The organism is Streptomyces sp. CBMA29 (assembly GCF_014596445.1).
In the GTDB taxonomy this organism is placed as follows: Bacteria; Actinomycetota; Actinomycetes; order Streptomycetales; family Streptomycetaceae; genus Actinacidiphila.
Genome location: NZ_MECL01000170.1, coordinates 1 through 20,887, shown reverse-complemented (window position 1 = coordinate 20,887; position 20,887 = coordinate 1). Strand labels below are relative to the sequence as shown.

The 20,887-nt window shown below is 70.3% G+C and carries 18 protein-coding genes, 1 pseudogene and 1 riboswitch; of the genes and pseudogenes, 8 read left to right on the top strand and 11 right to left on the bottom strand.

The genetic code is table 11. The features are described from left to right. Nucleotides 1-127: 127 nt before the first annotated feature. The gene (locus BGM09_RS22235) at nt 128-1,576 is read right to left on the bottom strand and encodes a sensor histidine kinase (RefSeq protein WP_188283454.1); all 1,449 of its coding nucleotides are present in this window, start codon (nt 1,574-1,576) and stop codon (nt 128-130) included. A 549-nt stretch (nt 1,577-2,125) separates the two neighbouring features. Here BGM09_RS22235 and nagB point away from each other — a divergent pair. Further along, entirely contained in the window at nt 2,126-2,911 is a 786-nt protein-coding gene (gene nagB, locus BGM09_RS22230) for a glucosamine-6-phosphate deaminase (protein WP_188283431.1), read from the top strand. Between the two features lie 75 nt (nt 2,912-2,986). On the opposite strand, the gene BGM09_RS22225 is transcribed toward nagB, so the two are convergent. From BGM09_RS22225 to BGM09_RS22210, 4 genes are all read right to left on the bottom strand, one after another. Beyond that, complete coding sequence (locus BGM09_RS22225; RefSeq protein ID WP_188283430.1) at nt 2,987-4,522, bottom strand: glycoside hydrolase family 3 protein; 1,536 nt, start codon at nt 4,520-4,522, stop codon at nt 2,987-2,989. Continuing rightward, the gene (locus BGM09_RS22220) at nt 4,519-5,406 is read right to left on the bottom strand and encodes a carbohydrate ABC transporter permease (protein WP_411158351.1); all 888 of its coding nucleotides are present in this window, start codon (nt 5,404-5,406) and stop codon (nt 4,519-4,521) included. The genes BGM09_RS22225 and BGM09_RS22220 overlap by 4 nt, the downstream gene beginning before the upstream one ends. Next, complete coding sequence (locus BGM09_RS22215) at nt 5,403-6,410, bottom strand: carbohydrate ABC transporter permease (protein WP_188283429.1); 1,008 nt, start codon at nt 6,408-6,410, stop codon at nt 5,403-5,405. Before BGM09_RS22215 ends, BGM09_RS22220 begins: the two co-directional genes overlap by 4 nt. Nucleotides 6,411-6,501: 91 nt before the next feature. Then, on the bottom strand, nt 6,502-7,797 hold the full coding sequence (locus tag BGM09_RS22210) for an extracellular solute-binding protein (protein ID WP_188283428.1): 1,296 nt from the start codon (nt 7,795-7,797) through the stop codon (nt 6,502-6,504). Between the two features lie 319 nt (nt 7,798-8,116). On the opposite strand from BGM09_RS22210, the gene BGM09_RS22205 reads away from it, so the two are divergent. From BGM09_RS22205 to mctP, 3 genes are all read left to right on the top strand, one after another. Beyond that, on the top strand, nt 8,117-8,893 hold the full coding sequence (locus BGM09_RS22205) for a GntR family transcriptional regulator (RefSeq protein ID WP_188283452.1): 777 nt from the start codon (nt 8,117-8,119) through the stop codon (nt 8,891-8,893). Between the two features lie 118 nt (nt 8,894-9,011). Beyond that, a complete protein-coding gene (locus BGM09_RS22200; protein ID WP_188283427.1) occupies nt 9,012-9,287 on the top strand; it encodes a DUF3311 domain-containing protein in 276 nt (91 codons plus the stop codon). Next, nucleotides 9,284-10,906, top strand: a complete 1,623-nt coding sequence (gene mctP, locus BGM09_RS22195; RefSeq protein WP_188283426.1) for a monocarboxylate uptake permease MctP — start codon at nt 9,284-9,286, stop codon at nt 10,904-10,906. The genes BGM09_RS22200 and mctP overlap by 4 nt, the downstream gene beginning before the upstream one ends. Nucleotides 10,907-10,936: 30 nt before the next feature. On the opposite strand, the gene BGM09_RS22190 is transcribed toward mctP, so the two are convergent. After that, nucleotides 10,937-11,890: a GlxA family transcriptional regulator gene (locus BGM09_RS22190; RefSeq protein ID WP_188283425.1), complete on the bottom strand. Its 954-nt coding sequence runs from the start codon at nt 11,888-11,890 to the stop codon at nt 10,937-10,939. Between the two features lie 89 nt (nt 11,891-11,979). On the opposite strand from BGM09_RS22190, the gene BGM09_RS22185 reads away from it, so the two are divergent. From BGM09_RS22185 to BGM09_RS22175, 3 genes are all read left to right on the top strand, one after another. Continuing rightward, nucleotides 11,980-12,234: a hypothetical protein gene (locus BGM09_RS22185; RefSeq protein WP_188283424.1), complete on the top strand. Its 255-nt coding sequence runs from the start codon at nt 11,980-11,982 to the stop codon at nt 12,232-12,234. A 79-nt stretch (nt 12,235-12,313) separates the two neighbouring features. Continuing rightward, nucleotides 12,314-12,456: riboswitch (cobalamin riboswitch) on the top strand. Nucleotides 12,457-12,667: 211 nt separating this feature from the next. Further along, the gene (locus BGM09_RS22180) at nt 12,668-15,073 is read left to right on the top strand and encodes a ribonucleoside-diphosphate reductase subunit alpha (RefSeq protein WP_317452833.1); all 2,406 of its coding nucleotides are present in this window, start codon (nt 12,668-12,670) and stop codon (nt 15,071-15,073) included. After that, entirely contained in the window at nt 15,073-16,116 is a 1,044-nt protein-coding gene (locus tag BGM09_RS22175) for a ribonucleotide-diphosphate reductase subunit beta (RefSeq protein WP_188283422.1), read from the top strand. Before BGM09_RS22180 ends, BGM09_RS22175 begins: the two co-directional genes overlap by 1 nt. A gap of 97 nt (nt 16,117-16,213) precedes the next feature. Here BGM09_RS22175 and def read toward each other — a convergent pair whose 3' ends face one another. From def to BGM09_RS22155, 4 genes are all read right to left on the bottom strand, one after another. After that, nucleotides 16,214-16,900 carry a peptide deformylase gene (gene def / locus BGM09_RS22170; protein ID WP_188283421.1) on the bottom strand — a complete coding sequence of 229 codons (687 nt, stop codon included), beginning with the start codon at nt 16,898-16,900 and terminating at the stop codon, nt 16,214-16,216. 188 nt (nt 16,901-17,088) lie between these two features. After that, nucleotides 17,089-18,084, bottom strand: coding sequence for a tetratricopeptide repeat protein (locus BGM09_RS22165; RefSeq protein WP_188283420.1), 996 nt, complete (start codon nt 18,082-18,084; stop codon nt 17,089-17,091). A 608-nt stretch (nt 18,085-18,692) separates the two neighbouring features. Further along, entirely contained in the window at nt 18,693-19,016 is a 324-nt protein-coding gene (rsrA, locus tag BGM09_RS22160; RefSeq protein WP_188283419.1) for a mycothiol system anti-sigma-R factor, read from the bottom strand. Continuing rightward, nucleotides 19,013-19,678 carry a sigma-70 family RNA polymerase sigma factor gene (locus BGM09_RS22155; RefSeq protein ID WP_411158353.1) on the bottom strand — a complete coding sequence of 222 codons (666 nt, stop codon included), beginning with the start codon at nt 19,676-19,678 and terminating at the stop codon, nt 19,013-19,015. Before BGM09_RS22155 ends, rsrA begins: the two co-directional genes overlap by 4 nt. A 410-nt stretch (nt 19,679-20,088) precedes the next feature. Between BGM09_RS22155 and BGM09_RS22150 the strand changes: the two genes are divergently transcribed. After that, nucleotides 20,089-20,688: a helix-turn-helix domain-containing protein gene (locus tag BGM09_RS22150; RefSeq protein ID WP_188283417.1), complete on the top strand. Its 600-nt coding sequence runs from the start codon at nt 20,089-20,091 to the stop codon at nt 20,686-20,688. Here BGM09_RS22150 and BGM09_RS22145 read toward each other — a convergent pair. Continuing rightward, nucleotides 20,627-20,887: pseudogene (locus tag BGM09_RS22145) on the bottom strand (hypothetical protein); the annotation flags it as partial. The gene BGM09_RS22150 and the pseudogene BGM09_RS22145 sit on opposite strands and share 62 nt — an antisense overlap.

The window sequence follows — 20,887 nt, the reverse complement described above, 5'->3', positions numbered from 1 at the left end:
CTTACCACTTCCCCCCGAGCCGCAGCGCGCAGCACCCACCAACACGCGCAGCACACAGCATCATGAAGGACCCCGGCCTTCCAGGCCGGGGTCCTTTGCTGTGCCCCCACGGAGGAAAGGCGAACTCTCAGCTCTCCAGGGGCAGTTCGAGGACGACGCGGGTGCCGCGCGGCTCGGCGGGGACCATGTCGAAGGTGCCGCCCAGTTCGCCGACCACGAGGGTGCGGACGATCTGGAGGCCGAGGTTGCCCGCTTCCTGGGCGTCGAAGCCGTCGGGCAGGCCGCGGCCGTCGTCCTGCACCGAGATGGTGATCCGCTCCCGGCCGCGGGTGGCGGTGACGTCCACCGTGCCCGACTCCCCCGGCCCGAAGCCGTGTTCGAGCGCGTTCTGGAGCAGTTCGGTCAGGACCATGGACAGCGGAGTGGCGATCTCGGCGGTCAGGATGCCGAACCGGCCGGCGCGGCGCGGGGTGACCCGGCCGGGCGAGATCTCCGCGACCATCGACAGCACGCGGTCGGCGATCTCGTCGAACTCGACCCGCTCGTCCAGGGTCTGGGAGAGCGTCTCGTGCACGATGGCGATCGACCCGACCCGGCGGACCGCCTCCTCCAGCGCCTCACGGGCGTTGTCGGAGTCCATCCGGCGGGCCTGGAGGCGCAGCAGCGCGGCGACCGTCTGGAGGTTGTTCTTCACCCGGTGGTGGATCTCCCGGATGGTGGCGTCCTTGGTCATCAACTCGCGCTCGCGGCGGCGCAGTTCGGTCACGTCCCGCAGCAGCACCAGCGAACCGGTGTGGACGCCCTTGGGCTTGAGCGGGATCGCGCGCAGCTGGATGACGCCGTCGCCGCCCTCGACCTCGAACTCGCGCGGCGCCCAGCCGCTGGCCAGCTTCACCAGCGCCTCGTCCACCGGGCCGCGGGCCGGGGCCAGTTCGGCGGTGGCCTTGCCCAGGTGGTGGCCGACCAGGTCGGCCGCCAGGCCCAGCCGGTGGTACGCGGACAGCGCGTTGGGGCTGGCGTACTGCACGAGCCCGTCCGCGTCCAGCCTGATCAGCCCGTCACCGGCGCGCGGTGAGGCGTCCATGTCGACCTGCTCGGCCGGGAACGGGAAGGCGCCCTGGGCGATCATCTGGGCCAGGTCGCTGGCGCTCTGCAAGTAGGTGAGTTCGAGGCGGCTGGGGGTGCGTACGGTCAGCAGGTTGGTGTTGCGCGCGATCACGCCGAGCACCCGGCCGTCGCGGCGCACCGGGATCGACTCGACCCGTACCGGCACCTCCTCGCGCCACTCCGGGTCGCCCTCGCGGACGATACGGCCCTCGTCGAGCGCCACGTCCAGCAGCGGACGCCGCCCGCGCGGCACCAGGTGGCCGACCATGTCGTCCTGGTACGAGGTCGGCCCGGTGTTCGGCCGCATCTGCGCGACGGACACATACCGGGTGCCGTCGCGGGTGGGGACCCACAGCACGAGGTCGGCGAAGGACAGATCGGAGAGCAGCTGCCACTCCGAGACGAGCAGATGCAGCCATTCGAGGTCGGAGTCGTCGAGGGCCGTGTGCTCGCGTACGAGGTCGTTCATGGAGGGCACGCCTGTGAGCGTACCGGCCGGGGAGGGGGGTGCGGGACGAGCCGTTTTCGGCGATGATTTCGCTGGAGGGTGCATCGACCCGCCGGGGGCCTGGGGAGGAAGCCTCGCCGGGAACCGTAGACAAGGCCGAATGGTCTAGTCCACAATGAAGCGAGACACCACGCGTGGCGCGTACGCGCGTGGCATCAGACCTCCGTCCTCCCCGCACAGGAGGACGGACCGAGGCAAGGCGTTCTCTGCCCTGACTACGCCCTGACCTCAAGGTCGGCCCATCGCGCCGGGGGGAACCGCACACCCCGCCGGCCAGGCGCCGACGGCTGCTCCGGGCTGCGGTGCCGGCGGGGTTGAGGGTCCCCGCCGAGCACCGTGGCCCGTGGGTTTTTCTGGCCTCAGCCACAGCCTCAGCCACAGCGAACAGAGCGAACAGAGCGGACGCCGACGGGTGAGCGGGCGGGAAAAGACCGGCCCGACGTCGACAGGACCCCCCTCTGCTAGATTGGTCTATACCACACAAGTCCCCTCCAGAACGGCAGGCCCAGCGTGGAAGTTGTCATCGTCCCGGACGCCGCGGCAGGCGGCGAGCTGATCGCGGAGGCCATGGCCGCGCTGCTGCGCCGCACGCCGGACGCTCTGCTCGGCGTGGCCACCGGATCCACCCCGCTGCCCGTCTACGAGGCGCTGGCGGCGAAGGTCCGCTCGGGCGCGGTGGACGCGGCCCGTGCCCGTGTCTGCCAGCTCGACGAGTACGTCGGCCTGCCCACCGGCCACCCGGAGTCGTACCGCTCGGTCGTGCTGCGGGAGGTCGTGAAGCCGCTGGGGCTGTCGGAGAAGTCCTTCATGGGGCCCGACGGGGCCGCCGACGACGTGCAGGCCGCCTGCGAGGCGTACGACGCGGCGCTGGCCGCCGCGGGCGGCGTGGACCTCCAGCTCCTGGGGATCGGCACCGACGGGCACATCGGCTTCAACGAGCCCTGCTCGTCGCTCGCCTCCAGGACCCGGATCAAGACGCTCACCGAACAGACCAGGGTCGACAACGCCCGCTTCTTCGGCGGCGACATCGAGCAGGTGCCGCACCACGTGATCACGCAGGGCATCGGCACCATCCTGGAGGCCCGGCACCTGGTGCTGCTCGCCACCGGCGAGGGCAAGGCGGAGGCCGTCGCGCAGACCGTCGAGGGGCCCGTCGCCGCCGTCGTTCCCGCCTCGGCGCTCCAGCTCCACCCGCACGCCACCGTGGTCGTGGACGAGGCCGCCGCCTCCAAGCTGAAGCTGGCCCCGTACTTCCGCGCCACCTTCGCGGCCAAGCCCGCCTGGCAGGGCGTCTAGGGCCTGGCCGGCGGCCCGGAACGCGGAAGAGCGCCGGACAGGACCGATCGCGGTCCTGTCCGGCGCTCTGTCGTGCTAGACGGAGCCCACGATGGCCTCGGCGGCGGCCGTGCCGCAGACGCGGGCCGCGCCGTGGGTGGCGATGTGGAGGGCGCCGGTGGCGGGCGCCTGGGGGACGCCCATCTCCACCACGACCGTGCCGGGGCGGCGGGCGACGACCGCCGCGAGCGCCTCGGACATCCAGCGGTGCCGGTGGGCGTCGCGGACGACGAGGACGATCGTACGGTCGCCGGCCTCGTCGAGGAGTCCGGCGGCGAACACCTCGGCGCCCAGATCCTCGACCTCGCGGCCGGGGTAGGTGCCCGTGACGGTGCCGGGCAGGAGCTTGGCGAGGTCGGCGGCGATGCCCCAGGGGGTGACGTCGCCGACCGCGATGTTGGCGACCGGCGTGAGGGCGGCGACGTAGGGCGCCTCGGTGAGCGGGGTGAACTCGGCGCGGCGGGTGATCCGCAGGGCGCGGCGGGCCGCCTCCAGGCCGATGTCGGAACCGTCGGAGACCGTCCCGGCGGCGCCCGCCCGTTCGGCCGCCCACACCTGGAGGTCGCGCACCCGGGCGGCGGCGTCGGCCAGCCGCTCGGCGGGGAGGTCGCCCTCGCGCACCGCGCGCACGATGGCGTCGCGCAGGCCGAGCACGGTCTGCTCGTCGGACAGGCCGCCGCCGACGCAGATCGCGTCGGCCCCGGCGGCCAGGGCCATGACGGTGCCGCGTTCGATGCCGTAGGCGGCGGAGATGGCCTGCATCTCGATGCCGTCGGTGACGATGAGGCCGTCGTAGCCGAGGCCGCCCCGCTCGCGCGGGGCGCGCAGCAGGCCGGTGAGGACGGCGGAGCTGAGCGTGCCCGGCAGGTCGGGGTCGAGGGCCGGGACGAGGATGTGAGCGCTCATCACGGCCTTGGTGCCGGCGGCGACGGCCGCCTTGAACGGCACGAGTTCGCGGTCGCGCAGGGTGTCGAGGCCGACGTCGATGCGCGGCATCGCGTGGTGCGAGTCGACGCCGGTGTCGCCGTGGCCGGGGAAGTGCTTGACGCTGGTCGCGACGCCCGCCGACTGCATTCCCTCCACGTAGGCGGCGGTGTTGCGCGCGACCAGCTCGGGCTCGGCGCCGAAGGAGCGGACTCCGATGACCGGGTTGTCCGGGTCGGAGTTGACGTCGGCGGACGGCGCCCAGTTGAGGTTGACGCCGCACGCGGCGAGCCTGCGGCCGAGTTCGGCGGCGACGGCCCGGGTGAGCTTGACGTCGTCGACGGCGCCGAGCGCGAGGTTGCCCGGGAAAGAGGAGCCGCCGCGCGCTTCGAGGCGGGTGACGTCGCCGCCCTCCTCGTCGGCGGCGACGAGCACGTCGGGCCGTACCGCGCGCAACTGGGCGGTGAGCCGGGCGACTTGCTCGGGCGACTCGATGTTGCGGGAGAACAGCGCGACCGCGCCGAGCCCTTCGGCGAGCAGCCGCAGCACCCAGTCGGGGGCCTCGGTGCCGCGGAAGCCGGGCTGGAGGACGGTGAGGGCGTCGCGGGCCAGGACGTCCGCGGGCGTGTCGACGGTAATGACGGTCATCCCTTCACCGCGCCTGCGGTCAGGCCGGAGGCCACCTTGCGCTGGACGAACAGGAAGAAGACCACGACGGGCAGGGCGATCAGGATCGAGCCCGCCATGAGGGCCCCGTAGTCGGTACCGCGCTGTCCGGTGAACTTCAGCAGCCAGATGCTCAACGTGTACTTGTCATTGTCCTGGAGGATGACGTACGCGAACAGGTACTCGTTCCAGGCGGTCATCAGCGCGTAGATCGACGCGGCGACCAGGCCGGGCGCGAGCAGCGGGAGGACGACGCGGCGGAACGCCTCCAACTGGCTGCACCCGTCGACCATCGCCGACTCCTCCAGCTCCTTGGGGATGTTGACGATGAAACCGCGCAGCATCCAGACGGCGAAGGGCAGTGTGCTCGCCGCGTAGACGACGATGACGCCCCAGTACTGGTTGAGGCCGCCCATCTTGTTGAGCTGGATGTAGATCGGGATCAGCATCGAGGTGGCCGGGATGAGCTGGATCACCAGCAGGGCGATGACCAGGCCGCGGCGGCCCCAGAACCTGAACCGGCCGATGGCGTACGCCGCGAGCAGGCCGATGCCGATGGCGATCACGACACTGCACGCCGAGATGATCACGCTGCTCTTGACGTTGTCCCAGAAGTTGGGCATGTCCATCGCGCGCTTGAACTGGTTCAGCGTGACGGAGCTGGGATAGAGCTTCTGGTGGTAGCTGAGGATCTCCTGGCTCGGGCGGAGCGCGGTGATGACCATCCAGTACACCGGGAAGCCCATGATCACGGTGACGATCAGGCCGAGCACGTTCCAGCCGTTGCGCTTCTTCTTCGGAGTGCGGTAGGTGACTCCGGCCGTGGGGCCCTGGACGGCGGGGCCGCTCTTGACAGCGGTGCTCACTCGACCTCTCCGATCTTCAGAAGCTGGCGCAGGTAGTAGACGGCGACACCGGACAGCAGCAGGACGGAGACCACGGAGATGGCCGCGCCCCGGCTGAAGGAGTTGGAGATGAACGCCTGGGTGTACGCGTACAGGCCGAGCGTCTGGTAGTCCTGCTCCGGCTGGCCGCCGCGCATCAGCAGGATCTGGCCGAGCACGCCGAAGTCCCAGATCACCGACAGGGTGCTGGTCATCACGAAGACCGGCTTGATGATCGGGAAGGTGACGTAGCGGAAGATGCCGAAGCCCCTCGCGCCGTCGATCCGCGCGGCCTCCTCCAGTTCCTTGGGGACCTGGGTGAGCGCCGCGTGCAGGCTGATGGCGATGAAGGGGATGGCGCCCCAGACGACCAGGACGGCGATGATCGCCATGCCGGTGGTCGGGTTGAGGAACCAGTTGTGCCGGGTGTAGTCGACGCCGGGCAGCCGGGTGAGGAGCTGGTTGATCAGGCCGTAGTCGGAGTCGAACATGAACTTGAAGACCGAGGTGGCGACCAGCAGCGGCATCGCCCACACGGCGATCATCACGCTGCTCATGGTGACCCGGACCCAGTTGGAGACCCGCTGCATCAGCAGCCCGATCAGCAGGCCGAGCGCCATGGTGGCGACGACGCAGACGACGACGAAGACCACGGTGCGCAGCACCACGGCCCAGAACTCGCTGTCGCCGAGGATCGAGCTGTACTGGTCGAAGCCGACCCAGGGCGCCGCGACGCCGTTCCAGAGGTTGTTGCGCCGCTCGTCCTGGAAGGACAGCACGATGGTGTCGACGAGCGGATAGCCCAGCACGCCGATGATGACGACCAGCGCCGGAGCGATCAGCAGATACGGCAGCGATCTGCTCTGCCGCTTGCGCTTGGGGGCGCGGCCCGCTGTCGGGGCGACCGGACCGGTCGAGCGCGGCGGCGGGATCTGCGGGCGGCCCCCCGTCACCGGCTCTGTGGCATGCGTGTCGGCGGCACTCATCCGCTCTGACCTTTCTTCGGTGTCCATGCCGGGATACCGGGGCGGGCGGCCCGCGACCGCGGACCGCCCTCCCCTGGTGACGACCGCCGTGTCAGGAGGCGGTGTTGATCAGCGAGTTGATCTTGTCGTCGGCGGCCTTGGCGGCGTCGGCGACGGACTTGCCCTTGAGGATGTCGAGCAGCATCGTCTTGAGGATGCCCTGCTTCTCGATCGCGGCCCAGCCCGGTGCGATCGGCGTGAACCAGGCGTCCGGCACGGCGTTGGCCGCGGCGGCGGTGGCCGGGTCGGCCTTCATCGGCTCAAGCTGCTTGGTGTTGTTCGGCAGCGTGGCCTTGGTGACGAGGACGGCCTCGTTCTTCTCGCTGGTGAAGTCCGCGATCCACTCCTTGGCGAGGTCCTTCACCTTGGACTTGTTGACCACGGCGAGGTCGGAGCCGCCGATGAAGGACGGCAGCGCCTTGCCGTTCGGGCCGGGCATCGTGGCCGTCTTGATGACGTCCTTGAGCTTGGCGTTGCCGTTCGGCGGCGTGATGACCGAACCGGCCTCCCAGCCGTTGCCGTAGATGACGCCGGCCTTCCCGTGGGCCATGACGTTGGCGTGGTCCGCCTCGTCCTTGGTCTGGTCGCCGTGGTTGTACTTCTTCACCAGGTCGATGAAGTGCTGGAGGCCCTGCTGCGCCTGCGGGCTCTCCAGGTCACCGCTCCACTTGCCGCCGTCGTCCTTGGCGATCTGGCCGCCGTAGGCGGCGACGTACGACATGGCCGCGTACCAGTACTGGCCGGGGAGGTAGAGCGGCGAGTACGTCTTGTCGCCGCCCTTCTTCGCCTCGATCTTGTCCAGGGCGGCGGTCAGCTCGTCCTCGGTGGCGGGGAAGGCGTCGGAGCCCGTACCGGCCTTGAAGTCGGCGGTGTTGTAGATCGCGACGCGGGCACCGGCGTAGTAGGGCGCGCAGTAGAGCTTGCCCTGGTAGGTGCAGGTGTCCTCGAGGCCCTTGATCCAGGTGTCCGAGTTCTGGAAGGTCTTCTTGTCCAGGTCGGCGAGGGCGCCGTTGAGGATGTACGTCTGGGTCTCGGTGTTGCCCAGCTCCACCACGTCGGGGGCGCTGGAACCGGAGAGGGCGGCGTCCAGCTTCTGGACCTTGTCGCTCCACTGCTGGTACTGGATCTTGACGTTGACCTTCGGGTACTTCGCCTTGAACTGAGCGGTGGTGTTCTGTACCAGCTCGGGCCAGGCCGTCTGCGCCTCACCCATCAGCCAGACGGTCACCGTGCCGGTCTGGTCGGCCGGCTTCTCAGCGGCCTTGTCGTCCTTCTTGTCCGACCCACAGGCCGCAATACCAGCAATCATGGTCGCGACGCCGATCGCCGCGATGAGCTTGCGCTTCACGCCACCCTCCTCAGGATGCCCGAAACTCCCCCCACCACCCGAAATGTCGGCTACCGCGAGACACGTGTGCAGCCGCGTCCTGCTCGTGGGTCTGGGATGTGGTCGTAAATGGTTTAGACCAGTACCGGGAGCTTGGCCTAGACCTTTGGGGGTGTCAAGGGTGTATAAGAACCCATGTCGGCTCTGTTATCGGACCGACACCTGAGCGGGAAGCGACCACTACCGCCTCCCCGCTCCAGGTCAGGCCGTGCCACGATGTGAGCCGCATATAACGGAGGAGCCGGTGACGGCAGCACGACAGCAGTCGGGAGTAGACGTCATGGACAGCGACGCGGGCAGTGGCGCGGAGAGTACGGCGGGGACCGCGAGCACCGCGGTCCGTACCGCACGCGTGCCCAAGTACTACCGGCTCAAGCGGCATCTTCTGGACATCACCCAGACCATGCCCCCCGGCACGCCCGTACCGCCGGAGCGCACGCTGGCCACCGAGTTCGACACCTCGCGCACCACGGTCCGCCAGGCGCTCCAGGAACTCGTGGTCGAGGGCCGGCTCGAACGCATCCAGGGCAAAGGCACCTTCGTCGCCAAGCCGAAGGTCTCCCAGGCGCTCCAACTGACCTCGTACACCGAGGACATGCGCGCCCAGGGCCTCGAACCCACCTCCCAGCTCCTGGACATCGGCTACATCACCGCCGACGACCGGCTCGCCGGGCTGCTCGACATGAAGGCCGGCGGCCGGGTGCTGCGGATCGAGCGGCTGCGGCTGGCCAACAGCGAGCCGATGGCGATCGAGACGACGCACCTGTCGGCCAAGCGCTTCCCCGCGCTGCGCCGCAGCCTCGCCAAGTACACCTCCCTGTACACGGCGTTGGCCGAGGTCTACGACGTGCGGCTGGCCGAGGCGGAGGAGACCATCGAGACCTCGCTGGCCACCCCGCGCGAGGCCGGACTGCTCGGCACCGACGTCGGCCTGCCGATGCTGATGCTCTCCCGGCACTCGATCGACACCGTGGGCGAACCGGTCGAGTGGGTGCGCTCGGTCTACCGCGGCGACCGCTACAAGTTCGTGGCACGCCTGAGCCGCCCCACCGACTGAGACCGCCGGTTTGAATTCTCCCGAGTGAGATCGCCGCACACATGGTGACGTGCGCCACTCCCCTCCCCTAGATTCCCGCGAGTCACACTCGTAGCTCTAGGGGACGGGAGCCGCACGTATGCCCGACGACCTGTCATTTGAGGAACACCCCGCGCCGCCGCGGCAGCCGGTGGTCACCGCGTCGCGCGTGACCGCCGGAATATGCCTGGTCGCGCCCTTCGTGGCCCTGCTCTGGGTCAGCTCGTACGCACGGCTCACCCCAAGATTCATCGGCATCCCGTTCTTCTACTGGTACCAGATGGCGTGGGTGCCGGCGGCTGCACTGCTGACGTACACCGCGTACGTCCTGGTGCGGCGCGAGGAGCGGGCGCGCAAGGGGGGTGCGGCCAGGTGACGAACGACGTGAACGGCGTGGCGCTCGGCGTCTGTGTCTTCTTCTTCGTCCTGGTCACGGTGATGGGCTTCCTCGCCGCCCGCTGGCGACGCGCGGAGAACGCCCTGCACCTGGACGAATGGGGCCTGGGCGGCCGGAGTTTCGGCACCTGGGTGACCTGGTTCCTGCTCGGCGGCGACCTCTACACCGCGTACACCTTCGTCGCCGTGCCCGCCGCGATCTACTCCGCGGGCGCCGCCGGGTTCTTCGCGGTCCCGTACACGATCATCACCTACCCGCTGGTGTTCCTCTTCCTGCCGCGGCTGTGGTCGGTCTCGCACAAGCACGGGTACGTGACCTCGTCGGACTTCATCCGCGGCCGGTTCGGGTCCAAGAGCCTGTCGGTCGCGATGGCGCTCACCGGGATCGTCGCGACCATGCCGTACATCGCGCTCCAACTGGTCGGCATCCAGGCCGTGCTGGACGTGATGGGCGTCGGCGGCGGCGACTCCACCAACTGGTTCGTCAAGGACCTGCCGCTGCTGATCGCCTTCGGTGTGCTGGCCGCGTACACGTACTCCTCGGGGCTGCGCGCGCCCGCGCTGATCGCCTTCGTCAAGGACGCGCTGATCTACATCGTCATCGTGGTGGCGATCATCTACATCCCGTACAAACTGGGCGGGTTCGGCGACATCTTCGACAAGGCGGACGCGGCCTACAAGGTGACCAACCCCGCCACCGGCAAACCGCGCGGCTCGCTGGTGTCGGCGCCGCAGGCCCAATGGGCTTACGCCACCCTCGCGATGGGCTCGGCGATGGCGCTCTTCTTGTACCCGCACTCGGTGACGGCCGTGCTCTCCGGCAAGAGCCGCGACACCATCCGCCGCAACACCACGATCCTGCCGCTGTATTCGCTGATGCTGGGCCTGCTGGCGATGCTCGGCTTCATGGCGCTGGCGGCGGGCGTCGGAAAGGGCGTCAAGGGCTACAACGCCCAACTGGCCATCCCCCAGCTCTTCGAGGACATGTTCCCCTCCTGGTTCGCAGGGGTGGCCTTCGCCGCCATCGCCATCGGCGCGCTGGTCCCGGCGGCGATCATGTCCATCGCGGCGGCCAACCTGTTCACCCGCAACATCTACCGGGACCTGTTCAAACCGGACGCCACCCCCGCGCAGGAGACCAAGGTCTCCAAGGCGGCGTCCCTGGTGGTCAAGGTCGGCGCGCTCGTCTTCGTGCTCTCGATGGACAAGACGGTCGCGATCAACTTCCAGCTCCTGGGCGGCATCTGGATTCTCCAGACCGTCCCGGCCATCGTCGGCGGCCTGTTCACCCGCTGGTTCCACCGCTGGGCGCTGCTGGCCGGCTGGGCGGCGGGCATGGCGTACGGCACGTGGAAGGCGTACGAGCAGACCAGCGCCAGCCAGTCGCACTTCGGCGGCAACTCCGCGAAGATCCCCGGCATCGGCGAGCTCGGCTACATCGGCCTCACCGCCTTCGTCCTGAACGCGGCGGTCGCGGTCGTCCTCACCCTGGTCCTGCGCGCTTTCAAGGCCCCCGACGGCGTGGACGAGACGGCGAGGGGCGACTACGTGGCGGAGGCGGAGGAGACGGCGAAAGAGGAGGTTCCCGCACCGGTGTAACGCGCGAGGGGGCAGGCAGGGAGCCGCGCCTCAGCGCGAGGCGAAGGTCCTGCGGTATCCCTGCGGCGTGGTCCCCGTCCAACGGGCGAAGTGATGCCGCATGGTCGCCGCGTTCCCGAACCCCGCGCGGAGCGCGACGGCGTCCATGGTGTGGTCGGTGGCCTCCAGCAACTCCCGTGCCAGCAGGACCCGTTGACCCAGCAGCCAGCGGTACGGGGTGGTGCCGGTCTCCTGCTGGAAGCGGCGGGCGAAGGTGCGCGGCGACATGTGGGCGCGGGCGGCCAGCTCCTCGACGGTCACCTCGCGGTCCAGGTGCCGTTCCATCCAGGACAGCACCCCGGCCACGGGGTCGCTCTGCCCGCGCGGCAGCGGCCGGTCCACGTACTGGGCCTGGCCGCCCTCGCGGTGCGGGGGCACCACCATGCGGCGGGCGATGCCGTTGGCGACGGCGCTGCCCTGCTCCTTGCGCACCAGGTGCAGGCAGGCGTCGATGCCGGAGGCCGTACCGGCCGAGGTGATCACCCCCGCGTCGTCCACGTACAGCACGTCCGACTCGACCTTGATCTGCGGGTACCGCAGCGCGAGGCGTTCGGCGTGCCGCCAGTGCGTGGCGCAGCGCCGGTCGTCGAGCATGCCGGAGGCGGCCAGCACGAAGACGCCCGAGCACACGCTGAGCACCGTCGCGCCGCGCTCCACGGCCCGGTTGAGCGCCGTGAGCACCCGCGGCGGGAAGTCCCGGTGGATGTACGAGTCCCCGGCCGGTACGGCGATCAGGTCCGCCTCCTCCAGCCGGTCCATGTCGCAGGAGACCGCGAGGTCGAACCCGGCGTGCGTGCGCAGCGTCGGGCCCTCGGCGGAGATCACGGCGAAGTCGTACACGGGCAGCCCGTCGTCGCTCCGGTCGAGGCCGAACACCTCGCAGAGCACCCCGAGTTCGAAGGGGTGGACACCCTCCAGCAGTACCGCGGCCACGTTCTTCAGCATGCTCCCGAGGATGCCACTTGGCAGGATGTCGCGGTAGTACGGCGGTCCTGCCACTGTTCGCGGGTAAGCGGCGCGAGCACGATTGGCCCATGACCGTTCTCCTGGACCTCGCAGCCCTCTCCGCCCTCCTCCTCATCCTGTCCTTCGTCCCCGTCCTGGGCCTGCGCGCCGAGGCCAGGATCACCCGCCAGATCCGCGCGGCCGACGCCGCCCGCGAGGCCGAGGCGACACGCCGGGCGCACGCGAGACGTACGGCGCGCGCGGACCGCGAACCGGGCCGCGAACCGGGCCGCACACCCGCCCGCACACCCGCCCGCACACCGGCCGCAGCCCCGCGGATCTGAGGCCGCCGGAGGGAATAAAATCCCTCCGGCGCTTGTGCGCCGACCCCGGCGACCCACCCTCGCGACACAACATCTGGGCTTCCACGCGAACCGTGGCACTACATGTATGCTCAACTTCGCTGTCGAGCAGGGGAAGCCGGTGCGAATCCGGCGCTGCCCCGCAACGGTGAGCGGGCGTACGCCCGCACAGCCCGAGGACCTGCCGCCAGCGCGCCCGTAGCGCCCACAAGCGACGGGCGCAGTTGTGTCCGGGCCTCGCGGATTGGGCCGGCGGACGCGTCGCGGCACGCCCATGCCTGAGCGGGGGTGCGCCTCCGCACGCGTACCCGCTCCTCCCCGCCTGGCCGTCGCCGCGTTCGAGGGAGAGAGCACCACCGTGACCATCGCGCCCGCAGACCCCGCCTCAGCCGAACTCCGCACCGTCGCCCCCCGGATCCCCTCGGCTCCCCCCTCCGGACCTCTCCCCGGACCTCCCGCCGGCCCCGACGAGGGCCCTGGCGCGGACCTGCTGCGTACGCTGGTGCGGCTCACCGCCGACCTGTCCGACACCGACCCCGGCCGGGTCGCCGCCGCCGCGCTGCGCGGCCGCAGCGCCGCCGCCGACGCGGCCGAGATGCACAGCCTGGCCACCGAGGCGGCGGCCGGGCTGATCTCCGAGGACCCGGCGTACTCGCGGCTGGCCGCCCGGCTGCTGACCTCGGCCATCGCCGAAGAGGCCGCGGGCCAGGGCTCGGTGTCGTTCTCCGCGTCCGTCTCGGTCGGGCACCGCGAGGGCCTGATCGCCGACCGCACGGCCGCCTTCGTGGCCCTGCACAAGCCCCGGCTCGACGCGCTGGTGGACGAGGCGCTGGCCGCCGGCGCGGACGACCGCTTCGGCTACTTCGGCCTGCGCACCCTGCACAGCCGCTACCTGCTGCGGCACCCCCTCACCCGTCAGGTGATCGAGACCCCGCAGCACTTCATGCTCCGCGTGGCCTGCGGTCTCGCCGAGGACGACTCGGTGCGCGCCGCCGAGGAAGTCGCCTCGCTCTACCGGCTGATGAGCGCGCTGGACTACCTGCCCAGCTCCCCCACGCTGTTCAACTCCGGGACCCGGCACCCGCAGATGTCCTCCTGCTACCTGCTGGACTCGCCGCTGGACGAGCTGGACTCGATCTACGACCGCTACCACCAGGTGGCGCGGCTGTCGAAGCACGCGGGCGGCATCGGCCTGTCCTACTCCCGTATCCGCTCGCGCGGTTCGCTGATCCGCGGCACCAACGGCCACTCCAACGGCATCGTGCCGTTCCTGAAGACGCTGGACGCGTCGGTGGCCGCGGTCAACCAGGGCGGCCGTCGCAAGGGCGCGGCGGCGGTCTACCTGGAGACCTGGCACTCCGACATCGAGGAGTTCCTCGAACTGCGCGACAACACCGGCGAGGACGCGCGCCGCACCCACAATCTGAACCTGGCGCACTGGATCCCGGACGAGTTCATGCGCCGCGTGGAGACCGACGCCGACTGGTCGCTGTTCTCGCCGTCCGACGTGCCGGAGCTGGTCGACCTGTGGGGCGACGACTTCGACGCCGCGTACCGCAGGGCGGAGGCGAAGGGCCTGGCCCAGCGCACGATCCCGGCGCGCGAGCTGTACGGCCGGATGATGCGGACCCTCGCACAGACCGGCAACGGCTGGATCACCTTCAAGGACGCCTCGAACCGTACGGCCAACCAGACGGCGGAGCCCGGCCGTACCGTGCACTCCTCGAATCTGTGCACCGAGATCCTGGAGGTCACCGACGACGGCGAGACCGCGGTCTGCAACCTGGGTTCGGTGAACCTGGGCGCCTTCGTGACGCCGGGGGGCGGCGCGGGCGGCGAGCTGGACTGGGAGCGGCTGGACGAGACCGTCCGCACCGCCGTGACCTTCCTCGACCGGGTCGTGGACATCAACTTCTACCCGACCGAGCAGGCGGGCCGCTCCAACGCCAAGTGGCGCCCGGTGGGCCTGGGCGTGATGGGTCTTCAGGACGTCTTCTTCAAGCTGCGGCTGCCCTTCGACTCGGCGCGGGCGCGCGAGCTGTCCACCCGGATCGCCGAGCGGATCATGCTCGCCGCGTACGAGGCGTCCTGCGATCTCGCCGAGCGGCAGGGCCCGTTGCCCGCCTGGGACAAGACCCGTACCGCCCGCGGTGTGCTGCACCCCGACCACTACGCGACCGAGCTGAACTGGCCGGAGCGCTGGACGGCGCTGCGCGCCCGGATCGCGGCCACCGGCATGCGCAATTCGCTGCTGCTGGCCATCGCGCCGACCGCGACCATCGCGTCCATCGCCGGTGTCTACGAGTGCATCGAGCCGCAGGTCTCCAACCTCTTCAAGCGCGAGACGCTGTCGGGTGAATTCCTCCAGGTCAACTCGTACCTGGTCGCCGACCTCAAGCGGCTCGGCGTGTGGGACGCGCAGTCCCGCGAGGCGCTGCGCGAGGCCAACGGCTCGGTGAACGGCTTCAGTTGGATTCCGGCCGAGATCCGTGAGCTGTACCGCACGGCGTGGGAGATCCCGCAGCGCGGCCTGATCGACATGGCGGCGGCGCGTACGCCGTTCCTCGACCAGAGCCAGTCGCTGAACCTGTTCCTGGAGACGCCCACCATCGGCAAGCTCAGCTCGATGTACGCGTACGCCTGGAAGCGGGGCCTGAAGACGACGTACTACCTGCGGTCCCGGCCCGCGACCCGGATCGCCCGCGCGGCGCGCGCCCAGCAGCAGACGGCCGCGACCCCCGTACCCGTACCGGTGATCGCCGACGCCGACGCGATCGCCTGCTCCCTTGAGAACCCCGAGTCCTGCGAGGCCTGCCAGTAATGACCACCCCGACCACTCGCTCCGCCGACAAGAATCTGCTCGACCCGGGCTTCGAGCTGACCCTGCGTCCGATGCGCTACCCGGACTTCTACGAGCGCTACCGCGACGCGATCAAGAACACCTGGACCGTGGAGGAGGTCGACCTCCACTCCGACGTGTCCGACCTCGCCAAGCTCAGCCCCGCCGAGCAGCACATGATCGGCCGCCTGGTCGCGTTCTTCGCGACCGGTGACTCGATCGTCTCCAACAACCTGGTGCTCACCCTCTACAAGCACATCAACTCCCCCGAGGCGCGGCTGTACCTGTCCCGCCAGCTCTTCGAGGAGGCCGTGCACGTCCAGTTCTATCTGACGCTGCTCGACACCTACCTGCCCGATCCCGAGGACCGCGCGGCGGCCTTCGACGCGGTCGAGGAGATCCCCTCGATCCGCGAGAAGGCCCAGTTCTGCTTCCGCTGGATGGCCAACTTCGACGGGCAGGGGGCCGAGAAGATCGACCGCCTGGATTCCAAGGCCGACCGGCGCCGCTTCCTGCTCAATCTGATCTGCTTCGCCGCCTGTATCGAGGGCCTGTTCTTCTACGGCGCCTTCGCGTACGTCTACTGGTTCCGCTCGCGCGGCCTGCTGCACGGGCTCGCGACCGGCACCAACTGGGTGTTCCGCGACGAGACCATGCACATGAGCTTCGCCTTCGACGTGGTCGACACCGTCCGCAAGGAGGAGCCCGATCTCTTCGACGAGCAGTTGCGACAGGAGGTCACGGACATGCTGCGCGAGGCCGTCGAGGCCGAGTTCCAGTTCGGCCGCGACCTGTGCGGCGACGGCCTGCCCGGCATGAACACCGAGTCCATGCGCGCCTACCTGGAGTGCGTCGCCGACCAGCGCCTCGCCCGGCTCGGCTTTCCCCCGGTCTACGGTTCGGAGAACCCCTTCTCCTTCATGGAGTTGCAGGGCGTGCAGGAGCTGACGAACTTCTTCGAGCGCCGCTCGTCGGCCTACCAGGTCGCGGTCGAGGGCAGCTTCGCCCTGGACGAGGACTTCTAGACCCGGGGTCCGAACAGCAGCCGACAGCGCGAGGGGGCGGCGGAAGGCTCATCGCCTTCCGCCGCCCCCTCGTCGCTGAACGGGTGCGCGGGGCGGGTCAGTCGTTGGGGACCGTTTCGAACTTCGGGGTGGCTTCGGCCATTTGCTTCATGACGTCTTTGCGGTCGCGCTTGGAGAGACGGTCGATGTAGAGGCGGCCGTAGAGGTGGTCGGTCTCGTGCTGGAGGCAGCGGGCGAAGTAGCCGTTGCCGTGGACGACGATCGGCTCGCCCTTGGCGTTCTGGCCGCGCACCACCGCGTAGTCGGGGCGGGCCAGTTCCATGTAGGCGCCGGGGACGGACAGGCAGCCCTCGTTGGAGTCGTCCAACCGGCGCCGGTCGGCGGGCAGTTCGTCCAGTACGGGGTTGCAGATGACGCCGACGTGCCGGTTGTCGTCGTCGTCCGGGCAGTCGTAGACGAAGACCTTGAGGCCGACGCCGATCTGGTTGGCGGCCAGGCCCACGCCCTCGGCCGCGCGCTGGCTGGCGAACATGTCGGCGATCAGCGCGTCCAGGTCGTCGTCGAAGGACGTGACGTCCTCGCACTCCCGGTGCAGTACCGGGTTGCCGACCACGGTGATCGGGCGGACGGTGCCGCGCTCGCGGTACGCCAGTTCGCGCGCCTTCGCGTCGGCCACGTCGTCGAGGAAGCCTTCGGTGGCCGCGTCGTGGCTGTGCGCGTGGTCGTGGTCATGACCGTGGTGGTGCTGGTGACCGTGGCCGTGCTCGGTGTGCTGCTGGGACATCTGCGCCGTACGCCTTCCGCGAACCCGTAAACGAACCCCCCTAGGGTACGGGCCCGCGCAAGACGGTGTTCCCCACACCTCGTCGTTCGTCACACCGCGGCGTTCACGCACGCGGTTCAGGCACGGGCACGCGGTTCAGGGCGCGCGGTTCAGGCGCGCGGTTCAGGGCAGGCGTCAGGCCCGGCCGTTCAGCAGACCTCTTCGAGGTCACGCCAGTCCCGGGTGTCCGGGCTGTCGGCGACCCAGCCGTCGAGCAGGCCGCGGACCAGGGACGCGGGGGCGGCGATCCCGCACTCGCGCTCCGGCGACCAGCGCACGCCCGCGCTGTGGTGGCTGAGGTGGCCGGGGTGACCGGGCTCACCGTGGTCGTGCGGGTCGCGCGTGGCCATCGAGCCGTCGTCGGTGGGCATCCGGCTCTCCGAACAGGTGCGGCACAGCAGCCGGACGGACGACGACCAGTCCTCGGCCGCGTATCCGGCCTCCGCCGCCAGCCGTTCCAGCGCGTCGCGGTCGGCGGCCGTGTCCGCCTCAAGGAGCACCAGCCAGGTCGGCACCGGGGACGGCGCCCACAGTTCGATCTCGTCGAAGACGGGGTAGACCGCGCCGCCCGCGGTGTCGGCGGTGGCGCGCTCACCGTGCGGGACGCCGTCGTGCAGCACGACCTCGCCCCAGCGGCGCCCGGACGACGGCAGCGGGATGGAGAGCACCTCGACACGCGCCGGGTCGAGCCTGCGGCCCCACACGACCTCGGCCTCGCCCTCGGGCGACAGCCGTACGGCGGCGCTGCCCAGCGGCAGCCGCACCGACTCCTCGCCGTTGTGACTCGCGGTGCCCGCGGGCATCCGCAGGCCGTACGCCTGCCAGGCGCGGCGGGCCAGCGGCCAGTCCTGCACGGCGGTGGCGGCGATGCCGAGGTTCCACCAGTCGGGGGAGCCGACCGGGCGGTCGAGCAGCGCCACCGCGCGCAGCCCGGCGATCCGGGCCTGCGCCCAGTCGTGCCGGAACTTGTGCAGCAGCGCGAGGTTGTACCAGGACTCCGACAGCCACGGCTCCAGATCGGCGGCCCGGGTCAGCAGCGCTCCGGCGTCCTCGTAACGGCCGTCGCCGATCAGCGAGAACGCCCGGTCAGTGGCCTGCCGCCACGTGGGCGACGGCCGGTGCCGCACTCTTCCGAAGATGTTCAACGTCGTTACCCGCCTGCCCGCTCAGCCGATCACTGCCAGGACGTCGCCTTCCCGCACCACTACGATCGCGTCCCCCCGCACGACTCCAACCTTGCACATTTTGGCCGTTGTCTCAGCCCGGCCGCCGCCCCCGTCCCCCGGGGCCGGCCACCCGGTCCGTGCGGTCCGCGGCTCACCGGTGAGCGCGGTTCCTCACTCGACACCCTTGCCACTCCCGTGGGCATCCAACCATGCCCAGGTGGGGCGCCGTGCGAGCACCCTGGTGAGGGCCGCCACCACCTGCGGATCGTACGTACGTGCGGTCGCCGGCCGTAGCCGCCCGACCGTCGCGAGCCGGTGGCCGAGGGCCGCGCCCGGCCGTACGCGAACGTGCGCGACCGTGCGCGAGGCGCGCTCGAAACGGGTGCGAACGCGCGACGGGCGCGGCCCGGTCGGCTCCCGGCCCGTTGAGCGTCAGGAGGACAGGGCCGCGCCCGTCGTGGAAGGGGCGTTGGCCGGCGTGGGGCCGTCAGCGGGACCCGGCGCTCACCCGCACGGGTGACGTGAGGCGTATGCGAACTGACAGATACGCCGGCGCCGGGGGGCGGACGGCGGCGGAGGGCGAAGCCTCAGCGGGCCTCGGCCTCGGTCGGGGCGGCGAGGATGTCGGGCGCCTGGTCCGGGACCGGGGCGACCTCACCGGAGCGGATCAGCTCGATCCGCATCATGACCTTCGAACGGAGGTCGGTCGGCACGTCGTCGGAGCCGCAGCACCGCTTGACGAGCTTCTTGACGGCCTGTTCGAGGCCGTACTTCTCCAGGCACGGGTGGCACTCGTCGAAGTGCTCCTTGAACTTGGCGCAGCTCTCATCGGGCATCTCGTTGTCGAGGTACTCGTAGAGGTGGTCGAGCACCTCCGAGCAGTCCGTCTCATGTGCGTCGCCGCAACTCATGAATCCGCGCCCTTCTCATCCGCCGCGCCCGCCGGTACAAGACCGCGGTCCCGCGCGTAGTCCTCCAGCAGCTCGCGCAACTGGCGCCGCCCGCGGTGCAGCCGGGACATCACTGTGCCGATGGGTGTTCCCATGATGTCCGCGATCTCCTTGTAGGCAAAGCCCTCGACGTCCGCGAGGTACACCGCGATGCGGAACTCCTCGGGAATCGTCTGCAATGCCGTCTTCACATCGGAGTCGGGCAGGTGGTCGAGCGCCTGGGACTCCGCCGAGCGCAGACCGGTCGACATGTGCGACTCGGCGCGCGCGAGCTGCCAGTCCTCGATCTCCTCCGAGCCGCTGCGCAGCGGTTCGCGCTGCTTCTTGCGGTAGGAGTTGATGAAGCTGTTGGTGAGAATGCGGTAGAGCCACGCCTTGAGGTTGGTGCCCTCACGGAACTGGTGGAAGGAGGCGTACGCCTTCGCGTACGTCTCCTGGACGAGGTCTTCCGCGTCGGCCGGATTGCGGGTCATCCGCAGCGCGGCCGAGTACATCTGGTCGAGGAAGCCAAGGGCGTCCCGCTCGAAGCGCTCGGTGCGCTCCGCGCTGCTCTCCTGTGCTGCCTCACCGGACGCACCCGCGTTTTCCGCCGTGCTGTCGTCGGTGCCGGTGACCGCACCCACCTCCTCAGAAACGTCAGCGCGCCCAAGAGCGGCCACGCCTGTTCCGGAGGATATCCCGCTGGAGATCGACGTGCCGGATGCGCCCTTGCCGTCGTCCTTGACCGGCCATTCGGCCCAGTTCAGGTAGGGCGCGGCTGCGTCCGGTCGCGCGGTGGCCTGTGCGGCCTCGGCGCGGGTCCGGCAAGCGGCTGAAACCATGCGGCTGCCTCTCTCAACAGATCTTCACGGATCGCTTCGTCGATGCGGGATCGAATCGTTCTGCCGATTCGCACAACACCGGTATCGCGCGGCTCATTCCCGGTGGCACAGGGGGCGCGCGGGCGGATCGCGCGGACGTCGCGCGGCGGGCGTACGGAGTTCACACCGGAGTCGGACGGCAAACGCGCTTGCCGGCATGGCAAAATCGGCGCATGGCGGAGAAAGCACCCAGGGGTACGGACGACGGCGTCGAGCGCACTCTGGCCGGGGTCGGGCCGCGGCTGCGGGCGGCACGGGTGGAGCGCGGGGTGACACTGGCCGCGCTGGCGGAGGCGACCGGGATCTCGGTGAGCACCTTGTCGCGGCTGGAGTCGGGGCAGCGGCGCGCCACCCTCGAACTGCTGCTGCCGCTGACCCGCGCGCACCGGATGCCGCTGGACGAACTGGTGGGCGCGCCCGAGGTCGGCGACCCGCGGGTGCGCACGGTGCCGCGCATGATGGACCACATGACGGTGCTGCCGCTGACCCGGCACCCCGGCGCGCTTCAGGCGTACAAGATGATCATCGAGCCGAACAAACCCTGTGAGCAGCGCACCCACGAGGGCTACGAGTGGATCTACGTGCTCTCCGGGCGGCTGCGGCTGCTGCTCGCCGACAAGGATCTGGAGCTGCGGGCGGGCGAGGCAGCCGAGTTCGACACCCGGCTGCCGCACTGGTTCGGGCCCGCGGGGGACGAGACCGTCGAGGTGCTCAGCCTTTTCGGCCGCCAGGGCGAGCGGATGCATGTCCGAGCCCGGCCAGCCAGTCGCTGACGGCCCCGGTCAGCACGGCCAGCGCCGCGTCCTGCGTCAGCTCCGCGCGCTTGGGTACGGCGAACGAGTGATCGCCGTACGGCACCTCGACCGGCGCGTACCCGGCGGGGAATTCCGCGGGCCGCCCGAAGGTGTCGTTGCCGCCCTGCACGATCAGCAGCGGCCCGGCCGCGGCGCCCAGGTCCAGCTCGGCCGCGCG